17 protein-coding genes are annotated in these 14,893 nt (G+C 63.1%); 9 read left to right on the plus strand and 8 right to left on the minus strand.

Annotation, left to right across the window (positions count from 1 at the left end; genetic code table 11):
- Window positions 1-18: 18 nt before the first annotated feature.
- From AC27VQ_RS10830 to AC27VQ_RS10845, 4 genes are all read right to left on the minus strand, one after another.
- Window positions 19-363: a cupin domain-containing protein gene (locus tag AC27VQ_RS10830; protein WP_488716258.1), complete on the minus strand. Its 345-nt coding sequence runs from the start codon at window positions 361-363 to the stop codon at window positions 19-21.
- 64 nt (window positions 364-427) lie between these two features.
- Entirely contained in the window at window positions 428-1,711 is a 1,284-nt protein-coding gene (locus AC27VQ_RS10835; RefSeq protein ID WP_313522460.1) for an O-acetylhomoserine aminocarboxypropyltransferase, read from the minus strand.
- Window positions 1,712-1,826: 115 nt separating this feature from the next.
- On the minus strand, window positions 1,827-2,255 hold the full coding sequence (locus AC27VQ_RS10840) for a CoA-binding protein (RefSeq protein ID WP_488716259.1): 429 nt from the start codon (window positions 2,253-2,255) through the stop codon (window positions 1,827-1,829).
- A 65-nt stretch (window positions 2,256-2,320) separates the two neighbouring features.
- On the minus strand, window positions 2,321-2,758 hold the full coding sequence (locus AC27VQ_RS10845; RefSeq protein WP_313522462.1) for a CoA-binding protein: 438 nt from the start codon (window positions 2,756-2,758) through the stop codon (window positions 2,321-2,323).
- Window positions 2,759-3,009: 251 nt separating this feature from the next.
- On the opposite strand from AC27VQ_RS10845, the gene AC27VQ_RS10850 reads away from it, so the two are divergent.
- Window positions 3,010-3,846 carry an EamA family transporter gene (locus AC27VQ_RS10850; protein WP_488716260.1) on the plus strand — a complete coding sequence of 279 codons (837 nt, stop codon included), beginning with the start codon at window positions 3,010-3,012 and terminating at the stop codon, window positions 3,844-3,846.
- Window position 3,847: 1 nt separating this feature from the next.
- Here the strand turns inward: AC27VQ_RS10850 and AC27VQ_RS10855 are convergent, their stop codons facing one another.
- Entirely contained in the window at window positions 3,848-4,081 is a 234-nt protein-coding gene (locus tag AC27VQ_RS10855) for a methionyl-tRNA formyltransferase (protein WP_488716261.1), read from the minus strand.
- On the minus strand, window positions 4,081-4,896 hold the full coding sequence (locus AC27VQ_RS10860) for an enoyl-CoA hydratase (protein ID WP_488716262.1): 816 nt from the start codon (window positions 4,894-4,896) through the stop codon (window positions 4,081-4,083). Before AC27VQ_RS10860 ends, AC27VQ_RS10855 begins: the two co-directional genes overlap by 1 nt.
- A 146-nt stretch (window positions 4,897-5,042) precedes the next feature.
- Between AC27VQ_RS10860 and AC27VQ_RS10865 the strand changes: the two genes are divergently transcribed.
- From AC27VQ_RS10865 to AC27VQ_RS10890, 6 genes are all read left to right on the plus strand, one after another.
- Entirely contained in the window at window positions 5,043-5,474 is a 432-nt protein-coding gene (locus AC27VQ_RS10865) for a PaaI family thioesterase (protein WP_488716263.1), read from the plus strand.
- A gap of 230 nt (window positions 5,475-5,704) precedes the next feature.
- Window positions 5,705-6,169, plus strand: coding sequence for a 50S ribosomal protein L13 (rplM, locus tag AC27VQ_RS10870; RefSeq protein WP_488716264.1), 465 nt, complete (start codon window positions 5,705-5,707; stop codon window positions 6,167-6,169).
- 2 nt (window positions 6,170-6,171) lie between these two features.
- Entirely contained in the window at window positions 6,172-6,648 is a 477-nt protein-coding gene (gene rpsI, locus AC27VQ_RS10875; protein ID WP_117369601.1) for a 30S ribosomal protein S9, read from the plus strand.
- Between the two features lie 156 nt (window positions 6,649-6,804).
- On the plus strand, window positions 6,805-7,758 hold the full coding sequence (speB, locus tag AC27VQ_RS10880) for an agmatinase (protein WP_488716265.1): 954 nt from the start codon (window positions 6,805-6,807) through the stop codon (window positions 7,756-7,758).
- A 71-nt stretch (window positions 7,759-7,829) separates the two neighbouring features.
- Window positions 7,830-8,762 (plus strand): N-acetyl-gamma-glutamyl-phosphate reductase, encoded by a 933-nt coding sequence (gene argC / locus AC27VQ_RS10885; protein ID WP_488716266.1) that lies wholly within the window; start codon window positions 7,830-7,832, stop codon window positions 8,760-8,762.
- On the plus strand, window positions 8,759-9,601 hold the full coding sequence (locus AC27VQ_RS10890; RefSeq protein WP_488716267.1) for an aminoglycoside phosphotransferase family protein: 843 nt from the start codon (window positions 8,759-8,761) through the stop codon (window positions 9,599-9,601). Before argC ends, AC27VQ_RS10890 begins: the two co-directional genes overlap by 4 nt.
- A gap of 3 nt (window positions 9,602-9,604) precedes the next feature.
- Here the strand turns inward: AC27VQ_RS10890 and AC27VQ_RS10895 are convergent, their stop codons facing one another.
- Complete coding sequence (locus tag AC27VQ_RS10895; protein WP_488716268.1) at window positions 9,605-10,684, minus strand: COX15/CtaA family protein; 1,080 nt, start codon at window positions 10,682-10,684, stop codon at window positions 9,605-9,607.
- 217 nt (window positions 10,685-10,901) lie between these two features.
- Here AC27VQ_RS10895 and AC27VQ_RS10900 point away from each other — a divergent pair, with 217 nt between their 5' ends.
- Window positions 10,902-11,120: a DUF2842 domain-containing protein gene (locus tag AC27VQ_RS10900; RefSeq protein ID WP_488716269.1), complete on the plus strand. Its 219-nt coding sequence runs from the start codon at window positions 10,902-10,904 to the stop codon at window positions 11,118-11,120.
- 164 nt (window positions 11,121-11,284) lie between these two features.
- Window positions 11,285-12,547: a GNAT family N-acetyltransferase gene (locus tag AC27VQ_RS10905; protein WP_488716270.1), complete on the plus strand. Its 1,263-nt coding sequence runs from the start codon at window positions 11,285-11,287 to the stop codon at window positions 12,545-12,547.
- Here the strand turns inward: AC27VQ_RS10905 and AC27VQ_RS10910 are convergent.
- Entirely contained in the window at window positions 12,544-14,787 is a 2,244-nt protein-coding gene (locus AC27VQ_RS10910) for an exopolysaccharide transport family protein (RefSeq protein WP_488716271.1), read from the minus strand. The two genes, AC27VQ_RS10905 and AC27VQ_RS10910, sit on opposite strands and share 4 nt — an antisense overlap.
- Between the last annotated feature and the right edge of the window lie 106 nt (window positions 14,788-14,893).

Genomic DNA, 14,893 nt, shown 5'->3' on the forward strand with positions numbered 1-14,893 from the left:
AGCCTTGTTGGCGAAACCCTAGACGCGGATGACGTAGTCCTTGCGAGTCGTTTCAACGACTTCCCAGGTTCCCTTGAAGCCGGGTCTGAGGATCAGGCGGTCGCCGGCTTTCAGATGGGTGGTCTCGCCGTTTTCCGAGACGACGATCGAGTGCCCCTCGAGGATGTGGAAATATTCCCACTCGTCGTACTGGATGCGCCACTTACCCGGCGTCGACTGCCAGATGCCGGCATAAATGCCGCCATCGGCTTCCTCGATGTTCCAGGTGGTGAAGACCGGATCGCCCGCGATCAGCCGGTCTTCGGCCGGGCGGCCCTCTTCCGGCGTGACGGCGGAAATGTCGAAGGGTTGGACCTTGCTCATGTGTCTATCCACTTGCTGACATGAAACGGGCGGCCCGAGGGCCGCCCGTATGGGATTCTGGGGATCAGGCCTTGGCCAGCGCCTGCTCGATATCCGCGATGATATCGGCGGCATCCTCGATGCCGATCGACAGGCGCACGACGTCGGGGCCGGCGCCGGCGGCGACCTGCTGCTCTTCGGAGAGCTGGCGGTGCGTGGTGGAGGCCGGGTGGATGACCAGCGAGCGCGTGTCGCCGATATTGGCGAGGTGCGAGAGCATTTCCAGCCCTTCGACGAAGCGCTTGCCCGACTCGTAGCCGCCCTTCAGACCGAAGGTGAAGACGGCGCCGGCGCCCTTCGGCGAATAACGCTGCTGCAAGGCGTGGTTGGCATGGTCGTCAAGGCCGGAATAGTTGACCCAGGCGATCTTGTCGTGGGACTTCAGCCACTTGGCGACGGCGAGTGCGTTGTCGGAATGGCGCTGCATCCTGAGCGGCAGCGTCTCGATGCCGGTAAGGATTTGGAAGGCGTTGAACGGCGAGATGGCCGGGCCGAAGTCGCGCAGGCCGAGCACGCGGCAGGCGATCGCGAAGGCGAAATTGCCGAAGGTCGCGTGCAATACCATGCCGGCATATTCCGGCCGCGGCTCGGAAAGCATCGGGTACTTGCCCGACGCCGTCCAGTCGAAGGTGCCGCCGTCGACGATGACGCCGCCCATGGAATTGCCGTGGCCGCCCATGAACTTGGTCAGCGAATGCACGACGATGTCGGCGCCATGCTCCAGCGGACGCACGAGGTAGGGCGTGGCCATCGTGTTATCGACGATCAGCGGCAGGCCGTGGCGGTGTGCCACGTCGGCAATGGCGGCGATATCGACGAAAGTGCCGCCGGGATTGGCCAGGCTCTCGATGAAGATCGCCTTGGTCTTGTCGTCGATCTGGCTTTCGAAGCTTGCGAGATCGGCGGTATCGGCCCAGCGCACGTGCCAGTCGAAGCTCTTGAAGGCATTGCCGAACTGGTTGACCGAACCGCCGTAAAGCTGCCGCGCCGCAATGAAATTATCGCCCGGACGCATGATCGTGTGGAAAACCAGGAGCTGTGCGGCGTGGCCCGAGGCGACGGCGAGTGCGGCCGTACCGCCTTCAAGGGCTGCGACGCGCTCTTCGAGCACGGCCTGGGTCGGGTTCATGATGCGGGTGTAGATATTGCCGAAGGCCTGCAAGCCGAAGAGCGAGGCGGCGTGATCGGTGTCGTTGAAGACGAAGCTGGTCGTCTGGTAGATCGGCGTCGTGCGCGCACCGGTCGTCGGGTCCGGCTGGGCGCCGGCGTGAATGGCGAGCGTGGAAAATCCTGGCTTGTTCTTCGTCATGAAATGCCCTCCCTGGCTAAAGTCGGGGCACTATTTCAGAGAGCTAAGGGCCCGTCAAAGAAAGATTTTCCGGAAAAGCGCCGGTGCGACAAAGCGCTTTTCGCGCCCGGAGCGTTCAGGCGACGAGGCGCGGATATTCGATGGCCGGGCAGCGATCCATCACGACTTTGATGCCGGCCGCTTCCGCCTTTGCCGCCGCCGCGTCGTGGCGCACGGAAAGCTGGCCCCAGATCGCCTTCGGGAGAGGAGAGAGCGCCAGAACCTCATCGACGAGATCCGGCAGCGCATCCGCGGCGCGAAACACATCGACCATGTCGATCGGCTCGACGATATCGGCAAGGCGCGCGACGACCGGCTGACCGAGGATTTCCTTGCCGGCCTGGCCGGGATTGACCGGGATGACCCGGTAGCCCTTGCGCAGCAGGAAAGCCATGACCCGATGGCTCGGGCGCTCCGGGTTTGGCGACGCGCCGACGAGCGCGATGATCTTCGTCGAGCGCAGGATGTCGGCGATATAGTAGTCCGGATAGGAATCGTGATTCATGGCGCTGTCCCGTTTCTCCATGGAGAATTGGGGTAACGTTGCGTGAAGTCAATATTTGACGGTTGTCAGGACGCTTTGAGCATCAGCACCGGATATTCCGTCACCGGGCAACGATCCATGACGACCTGGATGCCAGCCGCCTCGGCCCGCGCCGCCGCCGCGTCGTCGCGCACGGAGAACTGGCCCCAGAGCACTCTCGGCATCGGCTTCATCGCCAGAACCTCGTCCACGACGGCGCCGAACTGGCTCGCCGCGCGGAAAACGTCGACCATGTCGATGGCGTCTGGGATATCGGCGAGATGCGCATAGACGGTCTGGCCGAGAATGGTCTTGCCGGCATGACCGGGATTGACCGGGATGACGCGAAACCCCTTGCCGAGCAAGAAACCCATCACACCGTGGCTCGGCCTGCCATCGTTCGGGGAGGCGCCGAGCACGGCGATCGTGTGCACGGATGACAGGATATTGCGGATGTAGCTGTCGGGATAGCGATCGTGGTTCATCGCAGCCTCCTCCGGCGTTTGCGACCGTCTCTCACTCATCTTACAAGACACAGTCTAGCGCAGAACCTTAAACAAGACGATCGCGCTTTTGCCCGCTTCCGGCCGCCTATTGTGCCAAATCGGATCATTTCCCTCGCTTTCGCGGCTGATCAGGGCAATATTCGCAAAAAATCCCGATTGCAAATCAGCGTGTTTGGGCAGATGAAGACATCACTCCCCGTCCCGCCCGCCTGCCCCTCCGAGGTCCCAGATTGCCGTTAGACGTTCTCTTTCTCGTGCTTTTCGGCGCGGCCCTGCACGCGACCTGGAATGCCATCGTCAAGGCCGGGACGGACAAGTCGCTGGATGCGGCGATGGTGGCACTCGGCGCCGGCGCCGTCGGCCTGTTCTTCCTGCCCTTCGTGCCTCTGCCGAAACCGGAGGCCTGGCCGTTCATCTTCGTCTCGGCCTTCCTGCAATTCGCCTATTTCCAGCTGGTGGCCGGCGCGTATCGGGCGGGCGATATCGGGCTCGTCTATCCGCTGATGCGCGGCACCGCCCCCCTCCTCGTCGCCATGACGAGCGGTGTGGTGCTCGGCGAGCACCTGACCACGACGGCGATGATCGGCGTGCTCGTCATCTCGGCCGGCGTGCTGACGCTCGCCTTCGAATCGCGCCATGGCGGTCGCCATGCCATCCTGCTCGCGCTGGCGAATGCCATCGTCATCGCCACCTATACCTTCGTGGACGGCGCTGGTGCCCGCGCTTCCGGCAACGCGATCTCCTACACGCTCTGGATGGCGCTGTTGCCGCCCGTGCTGCTGTTTGCCTGGGCGATCTACCGCCGCGGCACCACCACCGTCTGGACCCACGTTCGCCGCAACTGGGCGCGCGGCCTCTTCGGCGGCGCCGGCTCCATCGCCTCCTACGGCCTCGCGCTCTGGGCCATGACCAAGGCCCCCGTTGCCACTGTCGCCGCACTGCGCGAAACCGCCATCCTCTTCGCGCTGCTGATCTCCGTATTCATCCTCAAGGAGACGGCGAGCATCTGGCGCTATGTGGCGGGGGCGGTGATTGCCTGCGGCGTGCTGGTGCTGAAGCTAGCGTAGGTTACTTGAACCCGAACTCTGTCTTCATAATATCAAATAGCTGGCGAGCAGCCCCCTCATCCAACTGGATGGTTTGGCTGAGCTTACCGACCTCTTGGCGGCCAGGCCGGCCATAGGTTGATATCTGCATCAACTTTCGCCCGTCATAGTCTTGGACGAACAACTTCGCTTCAACTTCGTCATGGAGTTGAAGCCGATCCATATGATCCCTCTGAAACCGTTCAATTCTGGCCATTATTTCCACTCCGGCATGCGCTTGTTCAAAAACGCGCCGATGCCTTCCTTCGCGTCATCCGCTATCATGTTCTCCACCATCGTCGCGACCGCCACGTCATAGGCCTCCGCCACCGGCAGGCCCGCCTGGGCACGGATCGCGGCCTTGCCGATCCGCAGGGCCTGCGGGGATTTGGCGGCGATGACGGCGGCGTATTTGTCGACGACCTGGCGCAGATATTGCTGCGGCACGATGCGGTTGATAAGGCCAAAATCCTTGGCGGTGGAGGCGTCGATGGTCTCGCCGGTCAACAGCATTTCCATCGCCTGCTTGGGATGCGCTGCCCTGACGACGGCGACCATCGGGGTCGAGCAGAACAGGCCGATATTGACGCCCGGCGTGCAGAAGGTCGAGGTGTCGGTGCAGATGGCAAGGTCGCAACTGGCGACGAGCTGGCAGCCGGCGGCAGTGGCGAGGCCGTCGATCTCGGCCACCACGGGCTGCGGCAAAGCGGCGATCTTCAGCATGATGTCCGCGGCCATGCGCATGGTCTTTTCGAAGAAGGCGCGGCCGCCATCGGCATCCTCGCGATGCGCGGTCATTTCCTTGAGGTCATGACCGGCGGAAAAGACCTTTCCGGTGGAGGAAAGCACGACGATTCGGATCGCGTCATCCTTTGCGGCGGCATCCAGTGCATCGCCGAGAGCCTCCATGGTGGCGATGGAAAGCGCGTTGGCCGGCGGATTGCTCAGCGTGATCCGCAGGATCGGTTCGGCTCTTTCCACCCGCACCAGAGCGCCCGATCCGTCTTTCCGGAATTCCACCACATCAGCCATGTCCGCCTCCATCTTTGCGTCGCCTGCGGTCCTACGCCGCGCGCGGGATCGTTTCAAGCGCACTTCAAACGCACCGGCATAGACTTTCAGAGGGCTTGCGGCAGCGGGGAAATCGGTCTGTAAACGGCCTCATGGAGAGACATGCAATGGAACTGACGCCGATCATGAGCCCGGAAGCGCTGAACCGCTTCCTCGAAGCGGACTTTCCGCAGCTTCATACGGATGGCAAGGTGTTCGAGGTGATGACGGTCGGTCCCGGCACAATCACCATGCGGCTCATGCCCAACGAGCGGCACCTGCGTCCCGGCGGCACGATTTCCGGCCCCACCCTCTTCGCGCTGGCCGATGTCGGCGCATGGTGCGCGGTGCTCGCCCATATCGGCCCGGTGGCGCTTGCCGTCACCACCAATCTCAACATCAACTTCCTGCGCAAGCCCGAGCCCGGCCCGCTCTCCTGCACCTGCCGCATCCTCAAGCTCGGCAAGCGGCTGGCCGTCGTGGAAGCCTCCATTTTCGGTGCAGACGAGACAGATCTGCTGGCGCATGCGACCGCGACCTATTCGATTCCGCCGCAATAATTTGTGGTATTAAAATACCACTTAAGCAAACCATTGTTTTTGCTGGATTATTCTTGACGTCGTCCGGATCACGCCCCTTGACGCTCCACCATGTCTCGCTTATAAGCCGCCCAGATCGCGGTCCCCACGGGCCGCGTTCGATTTTTGGCATCCACAGGATGCCAAACCAAGCAACAAGAAGCGCCCAAAGCTGCAAGGCTTCGGGACCCCTTTAAGAAAGAGCTACTCCCATGGGTACTTTCGTACAGAAGCCCGCCGAGGTAGAGAAGCAGTGGATCCTCATCGACGCCGAAGGCCTCGTTGTTGGTCGTCTCGCTACCCTCATTGCAAACCGCCTGCGCGGCAAGCACAAGGCCACCTTCACGCCGCACGTCGACGACGGTGACAACATCATCGTGATCAACGCCGACAAGGTCGTGTTCACCGGCAAGAAGTACTCCGACAAGACGTACTACTGGCACACCGGTTATCCGGGCGGCATCAAGGAGCGTACGGCTCGCCAGATCATCGAAGGCCGCTTCCCGGAGCGCGTTCTCGAGAAGGCAGTCGAGCGCATGGTTCCGCGCGGCCCGCTCGGCCGTCGCCAGATGAAGAACCTGCGCGTCTATGCCGGCTCCAACCATCCGCATGAAGCCCAGCAGCCCGTCACCCTCGACGTCGCCAAGCTGAACAGCAAGAACACAAGGAGCGCCTGATCATGGCCGACCTCTCCTCGCTCAAGGACCTCGGCGTCGCTGCCGCAGCTCCCGCTGCCTCCGCCCCGGTTCACGTCAAGAAGGTTGACGCCCAGGGCCGTTCCTACGCCACCGGCAAGCGCAAGGACGCTGTCGCCCGCGTGTGGGTCAAGCCGGGCTCCGGCAAGATCACCATCAACGGCAAGTCGTACGAAGCCTACTTCGCACGTCCGGTCCTGCAGATGATCCTGCAGCAGCCGATCGTCGCAGCTGCCCGTGACGGCCAGTTCGACATCGATGCGACCGTTGCCGGCGGCGGCCTTTCCGGCCAGGCCGGTGCTGTTCGTCACGGCATCTCCAAGGCACTGACCTACTTCGAGCCGGGCCTGCGCTCGGTCCTGAAGAAGGGCGGCTTCCTGACCCGCGACTCGCGCGTCGTCGAACGCAAGAAGTACGGCAAGGCCAAGGCCCGTCGTTCGTTCCAGTTCTCCAAGCGTTAATCGCTCGGAAATTCGGGTTCGGAAAGGCCGGGGTTCGCCCCGGCCTTTTTCGTTTTGGGCACGCAAAAATCCCTTGCCTTGCGCGCGGCGATTGGCGAACGTCCCGCCACATTTGTTTGCGCATTTTTTTGCTGGAAATGCTCTGGAGGGACTTTCATGGCCAACAAGACGATCGACCACGCCATCACCGGCAAGACGCTGAAAAGCGCGGCCTCGGACCCGACCCATGCGGGCATCCTGTCCTTCATGCGCCGGCGCTACACCAAGGTTCTGAAGGATGTCGATGCGGTCGTCTGGGGCATTCCCTTCGATGCCGCGACCTCAAACCGCCCCGGCACACGCTTCGGACCGCAGGCGATCCGCCGCGCCTCCGCGATCATGGACAACGATCCGCAATATCCCTTCGAGCGCGATCTGTTCGAGGACATGGCCGTCATCGACTACGGCGACTGCCTGCTGGACTACGGCAATCATTCCAAGACGCCGGCGACCATCGAGCGCGAAGCGAAGAAGATCCTGAAATCCGGCGCCTATATGCTGACGCTCGGCGGGGACCACTTCATCACGCTGCCGCTTTTGCGCGCCCATGCCGAGAAATACGGCCCCCTCTCCCTCGTGCAGTTCGATGCCCACCAGGATACCTGGGCGGACGAGAAGGGCCGCATCGACCATGGTTCCTTCGTCGGCACGGCCGTGCGCGAAGGCCTGATCGATGCCGAGACGTCGATCCAGATCGGCATCCGCACCCACGCGCCCGAAGATTGCGGCATCCGCATTCTCTATGGCTACGACGTGGAGGAGATGAATGCTGCACAACTCGCCGATGCGATCATCCACCATGTCGGCGACAAGCCGACCTATCTCACCTTCGATATCGACTGCCTCGATCCGGCCTTCGCACCCGGCACCGGTACGCCAGTCTCCGGCGGCCCGACCAGCGCGCGCATCCTCTCGGTGCTGCGCAAGCTCGGGGCGCTCAACACCGTCGGTTCGGATGTCGTCGAGGTCGCGCCGGCCTATGACCATGCGGACATCACCGCCATCGCCGCGTCCAACATCGCCATGTACATGCTCGGCCTTCACGCCGAAGCGCTGGCGGAGCGACGCTGACCACGCGGCATTGAATGCGACAGATCGAGGGGCTATATCGGCCGCAACGCAGAAACAGGATTGGACGAGAGATGAAACCGAAGATCTTCATCGATGGCGAACACGGCACGACGGGTCTGCAGATCCGCACCCGCATGGCCGGCCGCAACGATGTCGAACTCTTGTCCATTCCGGAAGCCGAGCGCCGCAACGCGCAGCTGCGCGAAGACCTCTTGAACAGCGCCGACGTCGCCATCCTCTGCCTGCCGGATGATGCGGCGAAGGAAGCCGTCGGCATGGTCTCGGGCAACAATTCCGTGCGCATCATCGACACCTCGACGGCGCACCGCGTCCACCCCGACTGGGCCTATGGCTTTGCCGAAATGGACAAGGCGCAGCCGAAGAAGATCGCGGATGCGCGCTACGTCGCCAATCCCGGCTGCTATCCCACAGGCGCCATCGGCCTTATCCGTCCGCTGCGCCTCGCCGGCCTCCTGCCGCAGGATTATCCCGTCACGGTCAACGCGGTCTCCGGCTATACCGGCGGCGGCAAGCAGATGATCGCGCAGATGGAGGATGCGAGCCATCCCGAGCACATCGATGCGCCACACTTCCTCTACGGCTTGACGCTCAAGCACAAGCACGTGCCGGAAATGCAGGTGCACGGCCTTCTCGACCGCGCGCCGATCTTCTCGCCCTCCGTCGGAAAATTCCCGCAGGGCATGATCGTGCAGGTGCCGCTCTACCTCGCCGACCTCAAGGATCACGCCTCGCTCGGCTCGATCCATGCGGCACTGGCCGATCACTATGCCGGGCAGGATATCGTCGAGGTCGTCGATCTCAAGGAAAGCGCCAACCTCGCCCGCGTCAACGCTGTGGAGCTCGCCGATACGGACCGCATGAAGCTCTATGTCTTCGGCACCGCAGGCAGCCCCCATGTCAACCTCGTCGCCCTGCTCGACAATCTCGGCAAGGGCGCTTCGGGCGCGGCCGTGCAGAACATGGACCTGATGCTGAAGGCATGAGCTTTAACGCTCTCTCCTTTCCGCCCGAATGGCGCATCGAAAGCGGCAGCCAGATCGCCGATACGGTGGTGGGAACCGTCTATGACGTGACGCTTGCCGATGGCACTGACGCCATCGTCAAACAGCTCAAGCCGAAGGCTCTTGAAGACAGCCTGCGCGGTGCGGATTTTATGACCTGGCGCAACGGTATCGGCTGCGTGCGGCTGCTGGCCCGCTCCGGCGACATGCTGCTGATGGAGCACGCCGGCAAGACGACCTTGCGCGACCATGTGGAAGCCCATGGCGACGAGGATGCGACACGCATCGCCGCCGCGGTGCTGCGGGAGTATCACCGCCCTTCCGACACGCCACCGCCCGCAAGCCTGCAACCGCTACAGCGCTATTTCGCGAGCCTGTTCAGCAAAGCCGAACGCGACCGCAAAGAGGGCATTCCAGGCCCATATGCAGAGGCGGCTGAATTCGCCAAGGCGCTGCTTGCGGATCAGCGGGACATCAAGCCGCTGCACGGCGACCTGCACCACGAAAACATCGTCCACGGCCCACGCGGCTGGCTCATCATCGATCCCGCCGGATTGATCGGCGATGCCGCGCTCGATGTCGCCAACATGTTCTCAAACCCGCTCGACCGCTTCGACCTCACCCGCAGCCAGGAGCGTATCGCCGCGATGGCGGAGATTTTCGCCGAAACGCTCGGACGCGATGTCCGCACCCTCCTGCGCTACGGCTTCGCCTATGGCTGCCTGTCGGCCGCCTGGCATGACGAGGACGACAATGCGGAGGAGCGCGACAACGAACTCGCCGTTGCCGCCGCCATCCGGTCTGTCCTCAAACAGGCCTGACCTTCAGTCCCGCGGATATTCGCCGGCAAAACCGCGCCAATGGGCGACGGCAAAGCCGAGCACGACAAGTGCCCCGCCCTGATGCGCCAGTGCCCAGCCGAGCGGCACCTGCCAGACCAGCGTCAGGATGCCGATCGTTGCCTGGAGACAGACGAGGCCGAAGAGCACGAGCGCGCGGCGGGTGTGCGTCGTTTCAGGTGCGGCGCGCAGCGACGAGATCAGGTGGATCACGACGAGCGTGAAGAGCACATAGGCGCCGAGGCGGTGCACGAACTGCACGGTCTTCGGGTTTTCGAAAAGGTTGATCCACCAAGGCTGCTGCAGGAAGAGCCCGCCGGGCACGACGCTGCCGTCCATCAATGGCCAAGTGTTGTAGGAAAGACCGGCATCGAGGCCGGCGACCAGCGCGCCGAGATAGATTTGGACAATCGCCATGCAGGCGATGATGCCGGCCATGCGGCGGGAATTGCGCGTGGGGGCCGCGTCGTCGCTGTGCGGCGAGAGTGCCCGCATCAGCCACATCGTCCAAGCGAAGATCAGACAGGCGATGGTGAGATGCGTGGCCAGCCGATACTGGCTGACGGAGACGCGATCCGCGAGACCTGACGACACCATCCACCAGCCGATGAAGCCCTGGAAACCGCCGAGCGCCAGAAGCCCGACGAGCGGCCAGCGCAGTTTCTTCTCGATGCGGCCGGTCAGCCAGAAGAAGGCGAGCGGCACAGCGAAGACGAAGCCGATGGAGCGGGCAATCAGCCGGTGCGCCCATTCCCACCAGAAGATCGTCTTGAATTCCTCGACCGTCATGTCCTTGTTGATCTGCTCATATTGCGGAATGCGCTTGTAGAGGTCGAATTCCTCCTGCCATTCCTGAGCGGTGATCGGCGGGATGACGCCGTGGATCGGCTTCCATTCGGTAATGGAGAGGCCCGATTCCGTTAGACGGGTCGCGCCGCCGACGAGCACCAGCACGAAGAGCGTGAACAGCACGAAGCCCAGCCATCGGCGCACCTGGCGGCGGTTGCGGTCCGTCCTATCCGTGTCGTCGTTGCTGCGGTATGCGGTCGCGGTGGTCGCGCTCATCGTCTCTGCTCCTTTCCTGAAACGGCGATATGAGGCTGTTTCAGGCCAATGGTCCCGGCAGTCACGCCTGCAAAACTGCGTTTTGCGCTTTTACAGGTCTTGCTCCGGCGTTGATTTGCCTGACCGGGCCGTGCAAAACAAGGCCCGAAGCTTTGCGGCATGCCGTCGCGCCCCTGCGGGGCCGGGCAATGCCATCCTTGAGATCGAAAGACCAACTATGCCCCCTCGCCTGCGAAAACTGATCGGAACGGTGCTGATCATCATCCTCGTGCTTTTCTATGCACTGGTTGCCACCACCGTTGCCTCCGCCACGCTCGGCGCGTCGCCCTGGTATATCCACCTCCTCTATTTCGCGGTGACCGGCCTGCTCTGGATCCTGCCGGCCATGTTCATCATCAAGTGGATGGAAAAGCCGGTTAAGCCACGCGGCGAATAGACGCTGGGTTTTTATCGGTTTCCATTATGGAATTGCTAACCGCTTCGGCCAATTTCGCCGGGGCTCTCCCGCAAGGCCACTGGATTTAAACCCTTTTCCCAAGCCTAGTGCCTATTGTGCCAGTGCGGCGATGCTGCCGCTGGCCAGATGACAAGGGTCGTGCCATGGGAGCGATGCAACTCAATTTCCAGATCATGCCGTCCGAGCGCGAGCTCGCAACCCGGTATTTGGGAAGCGTTGCCGATGAGGGGCGCGCGCCCTCCGTCGTTCCCCTGTCGCTGCGCCTTCACGACCGCATGGAGCCGCTGGAAGCCAAGTGGCGCGCGCTGGAGGCCGACAACACCCTTTCTCTCCACCAGAGCTATGACTGGTGCCGTGCCTGGGCTGAGACGCATGCCTGCAAGCTTCTGATCGTCGAAGGTTTTGTCGGTGGCAAGACGCATCTGATCCTGCCGCTCGAAATTAAGCGTCACGGCCCGGTGCGCACCGCGCGCTTCCTCGGCACGGCTTTCAGCAACATCAATACCGGGCTCTATACCGAAGAATTCCGCTTCCTCGCCGCGCCGCCGCGCCTGCGCCAGGCGCTGGAGCAGGCACGCGGCCAGTTTTCGCGCTATTTCGATCTCTTCATGCTGGAAAAGGTGCCGCTCGATTGGCGCGGCGAGACGAATTCTTTCGCCGACCTTCCCGCAACGCTGAACCAGAACGCCGCCTTCCAGCTCGAACTCTTCGAGGATTTCGAGCGCACGCTGGCGCAGGTCAATGCCAAGCGCCGCCGCAAGAAGTTCCGCACCTCCGAACGTCGGCTGGACCTGCTCGGCGGCTACGAGCATGTCGTGGCGGAAGATGCGGGGGATTGCCGCGCGCTGCTCGAAGTGTTCTTCCGCCAGAAGGCCGCCCGTTTCGACACGATGGGCCTGCCGGATGTCTTCCGCAACGAGGAGACGCGCAACTTCTTCCGCGCGCTGGTCGCGGTGCCCACCGTTGACGGCAACTATCCGCTTCAGCTCCATGCCGTGCGCCTCAAGGGCGAAAACGACGGCCGGATCGTCGCGATCGCCGGCCTGTCGCGCAAGGGCGACCATGTGATCTGCCAGTTCGGCTCGATCGACGATACGATCGCCGCCGATGCCAGCCCCGGTGAATTCCTGTTCTATCTGGCGATCCGCAAACTCTGCGGCGAAGGCGTGCGCCTGTTCGATTTCGGCATCGGCGACCAGCCCTACAAGCGTTCCTGGTGCACGATCGAGACGGCGCAGCACGATCTGCTCTGGCCGACGACCTTCGCCGGCACCGCCATCGCCGCCATGCACCGCGCCAAGGCCGGCGCCAAGCGCATCATCAAGCAGAATCCGCAGGTCTATGCGTTCCTGCAGCGCATCCGCTCCGGCAAGACGGAATTCATCCGCACCGAAGAAGCGGATTAAGCCGCGCGCTTGCCCGGATAGTGCGGCGGCTCGCCTTCCTCGCCGGTCATCAGCACGATCTCGGTATAACCGGCCTCGCCGAAGGCGCCGATCAGGTCGACGATCGCGTCCTCGTCCGCATCCGGAATGGAGAGGATGATATCCGTCTCCTGGCCGCGCGTCAGGCGGCGCACGCCTTCCACTTCCGCCGGGCCGCATTCTACGATGACCGTGTCATAGGCGTCCGACAGCGAATCGATCACCATCGACAGGCGGTCGATGCCGCGCATGGCGCGCTTGATGTTGGCATTGCCGCGCGGAATGATATGGGCGTCCGACAGGCGGTCGCCGTGAATGATCTCGCTGAAGGCCGCGTCGCCGACCAACAGGTCGGTAATGCCGGGCACAAGGGTGGACTGCGCCATCAGGCGCGTCGGGCAGGCCGAGCCGGTGAGGTCGATGATCAGCGTCTTGCGGTGCTCTTCGGCAATGCGGCGGGCCAGCATGACGGTTGCCGTCGAGCCGCTGTCGCCGGAGGGCGAAACGGAGATCGCGACGGAAATATTGTTGTCGATCATGTGGCGCGCGACGGCAGCCACGGAGAAATCGCTTTCCTCTTCGAAGGCATCGACCAGCGATGAATGCGGGCTCTCGCCCTCCTCTTCGTCCTCGTCCGTCTCGATACCGGACAGGAGGGACTTTGCCGGCGCATGGATGTCCTTGACCGCGCCGGGATCGATGCGGCTGACCGGCACCTTGCGGACGGCAGGCTCCACCACGGCCACTGCCACGACAGGCTCGGCCTCGATCGCCTCTTCCTCCTCGCGCCGACGCGTCGACGGGGCGGCGACGCCGCCGACCGGTTTCAGGGCGCGGCCACTGAACAATTCGGCAAGCAGGATGACGATGGCGCTCAGCGCAAAGCCGGCCACACCACCGACGATGGTGATCGGAATGATCTTCGGGAAATCGACCTCCGTCGGCTCGACGGCTGCGGAGATGACGCGGGCATCGGCCGGGGTCGAGTTGCTGTCGGTGCGCGAGGTCGCTTCGCGGTAGCGCGCCAGATAGGTTTCGAGAAGCTGGCGCTGCGCCGTCGCTTCGCGTTCCAGCGCCTTCAGGCCCACCTCATCCTCGCCGGCACGCGCCGTATCGGCCTTCACCGTATTGAGCTGCTGCGCCAGCTGCGTCTCGCGCAGCCGCGCCGTCTTCGCCTCGTTTTCCAGGCTCGACAGGATCTTTTGCGTTTCAGACTTGATCTGCGCGCGGATGCCGACGAGCTGCGAACGCAGGCCCTTGAGGCGCGGATGGCCTTCGAGCAGCGACGTGGAAAGGTCGGAAATCTGGCCCTGGATCTGCGCCTCGCTTTCCTTCAGCCGCTGGATCATCTGCGAGCCGACCACTTCGCTCAGCGTATCGGGCGCACCGCCGTTCTTCAGCACGGCACGCACGCCTTCCGCACGCGCTTCGGCCGTCGCGCGCTCACCGCGCACCCGCGTCAGCTCCGTCGAGATATCGTTGAGCTGGCGCACGGCGAAGGTGGAGTTTTCGCCGGTCGGCAGGAGATCGGACTGCGAGCGGTATTCGGCGACCTTCTGCTCGGCCTCGCGCACCTTTTCCCGCAGATTGGCGATCTCGGGCTCCAGCCAGCGCGTCGCCTCCGAATTGGTGTCGAGCTTGGCGCCGCTCTGCAACGAAAGATAGACCTTGGCCATCTCGTTGGGAATGGCGGCGGCAAGCGTCGGGTCCTTCGACGTGAACTCGATGGCGATGACGCGCGACTTCTCCACCTGATAGACGGTGAGCTTCTCGTTGAATTCCTTCAACACGCGCTCTTCCGGGGGCAGCTCGAGCGGGTTCTTCTTCACGCCCAGCAGCACGAGCACATCGGAAATCGCCGACGGCTTGGCGGCCGCATCGAATTCCTCCAGTTCATGCAGCTTCATATTGCGCGCGACCTGCTTGATGAGATCGGCGGACTTGAGCAACTGCACCTGGCTGGCGATGCCGAGTTCATCGAAGGCCGGCTGTTCGCGGCCCTGTGCCCGGTCCGAGCCCGTCGTGAAAGCCGGTTCGCGCGTTTCGATGAGAAGGCGGGATTCGCTCTTGTATTTGGGGGTGATGAGGTTTGCGCCGACAAAGGCCACGCCCGCGCAGGCCACCGTTGCCAGCAGCACGCGCATGCGGTTGCGCCAGATCGCGCCGAACAGACCGCCAAGGTCGATATCGACATCCTGCTGGCTTTCGTGAACGCCCGACATATCTCAACTCCAAACACGACGACTTGCCCGCACGGTAAACAAACATGGTAACGCAAGAGTTAATTACCGTTGGTTGCCGACCGCCCTCGTCGCGTCTCTTTCGCGA

The sequence above is a fragment of the Shinella sp. 20P9.1.1 genome (assembly GCF_057798995.1).

Excerpts from the sequence above, each read along its gene's own strand:
- AC27VQ_RS10830 (WP_488716258.1), bottom strand. The coding sequence starts at position 363 with ATGAGCAAGGTCCAACCCTTCGACATTTCCGCCGTCACGCCGGAAGAG.
- AC27VQ_RS10835 (WP_313522460.1), bottom strand. The coding sequence starts at position 1,711 with ATGACGAAGAACAAGCCAGGATTTTCCACGCTCGCCATTCACGCCGGC.
- AC27VQ_RS10840 (WP_488716259.1), bottom strand. The coding sequence starts at position 2,255 with ATGAATCACGATTCCTATCCGGACTACTATATCGCCGACATCCTGCGC.
- AC27VQ_RS10845 (WP_313522462.1), bottom strand. The coding sequence starts at position 2,758 with ATGAACCACGATCGCTATCCCGACAGCTACATCCGCAATATCCTGTCA.
- AC27VQ_RS10855 (WP_488716261.1), bottom strand. The coding sequence starts at position 4,081 with ATGGCCAGAATTGAACGGTTTCAGAGGGATCATATGGATCGGCTTCAA.
- AC27VQ_RS10860 (WP_488716262.1), bottom strand. The coding sequence starts at position 4,896 with ATGGCTGATGTGGTGGAATTCCGGAAAGACGGATCGGGCGCTCTGGTG.
- AC27VQ_RS10865 (WP_488716263.1), top strand. The coding sequence starts at position 5,043 with ATGGAACTGACGCCGATCATGAGCCCGGAAGCGCTGAACCGCTTCCTC.
- rplM (WP_488716264.1), top strand. The coding sequence starts at position 5,705 with ATGGGTACTTTCGTACAGAAGCCCGCCGAGGTAGAGAAGCAGTGGATC.
- rpsI (WP_117369601.1), top strand. The coding sequence starts at position 6,172 with ATGGCCGACCTCTCCTCGCTCAAGGACCTCGGCGTCGCTGCCGCAGCT.
- speB (WP_488716265.1), top strand. The coding sequence starts at position 6,805 with ATGGCCAACAAGACGATCGACCACGCCATCACCGGCAAGACGCTGAAA.
- argC (WP_488716266.1), top strand. The coding sequence starts at position 7,830 with ATGAAACCGAAGATCTTCATCGATGGCGAACACGGCACGACGGGTCTG.
- AC27VQ_RS10890 (WP_488716267.1), top strand. The coding sequence starts at position 8,759 with ATGAGCTTTAACGCTCTCTCCTTTCCGCCCGAATGGCGCATCGAAAGC.
- AC27VQ_RS10895 (WP_488716268.1), bottom strand. The coding sequence starts at position 10,684 with ATGAGCGCGACCACCGCGACCGCATACCGCAGCAACGACGACACGGAT.
- AC27VQ_RS10900 (WP_488716269.1), top strand. The coding sequence starts at position 10,902 with ATGCCCCCTCGCCTGCGAAAACTGATCGGAACGGTGCTGATCATCATC.
- AC27VQ_RS10905 (WP_488716270.1), top strand. The coding sequence starts at position 11,285 with ATGGGAGCGATGCAACTCAATTTCCAGATCATGCCGTCCGAGCGCGAG.
- AC27VQ_RS10910 (WP_488716271.1), bottom strand. The coding sequence starts at position 14,787 with ATGTCGGGCGTTCACGAAAGCCAGCAGGATGTCGATATCGACCTTGGC.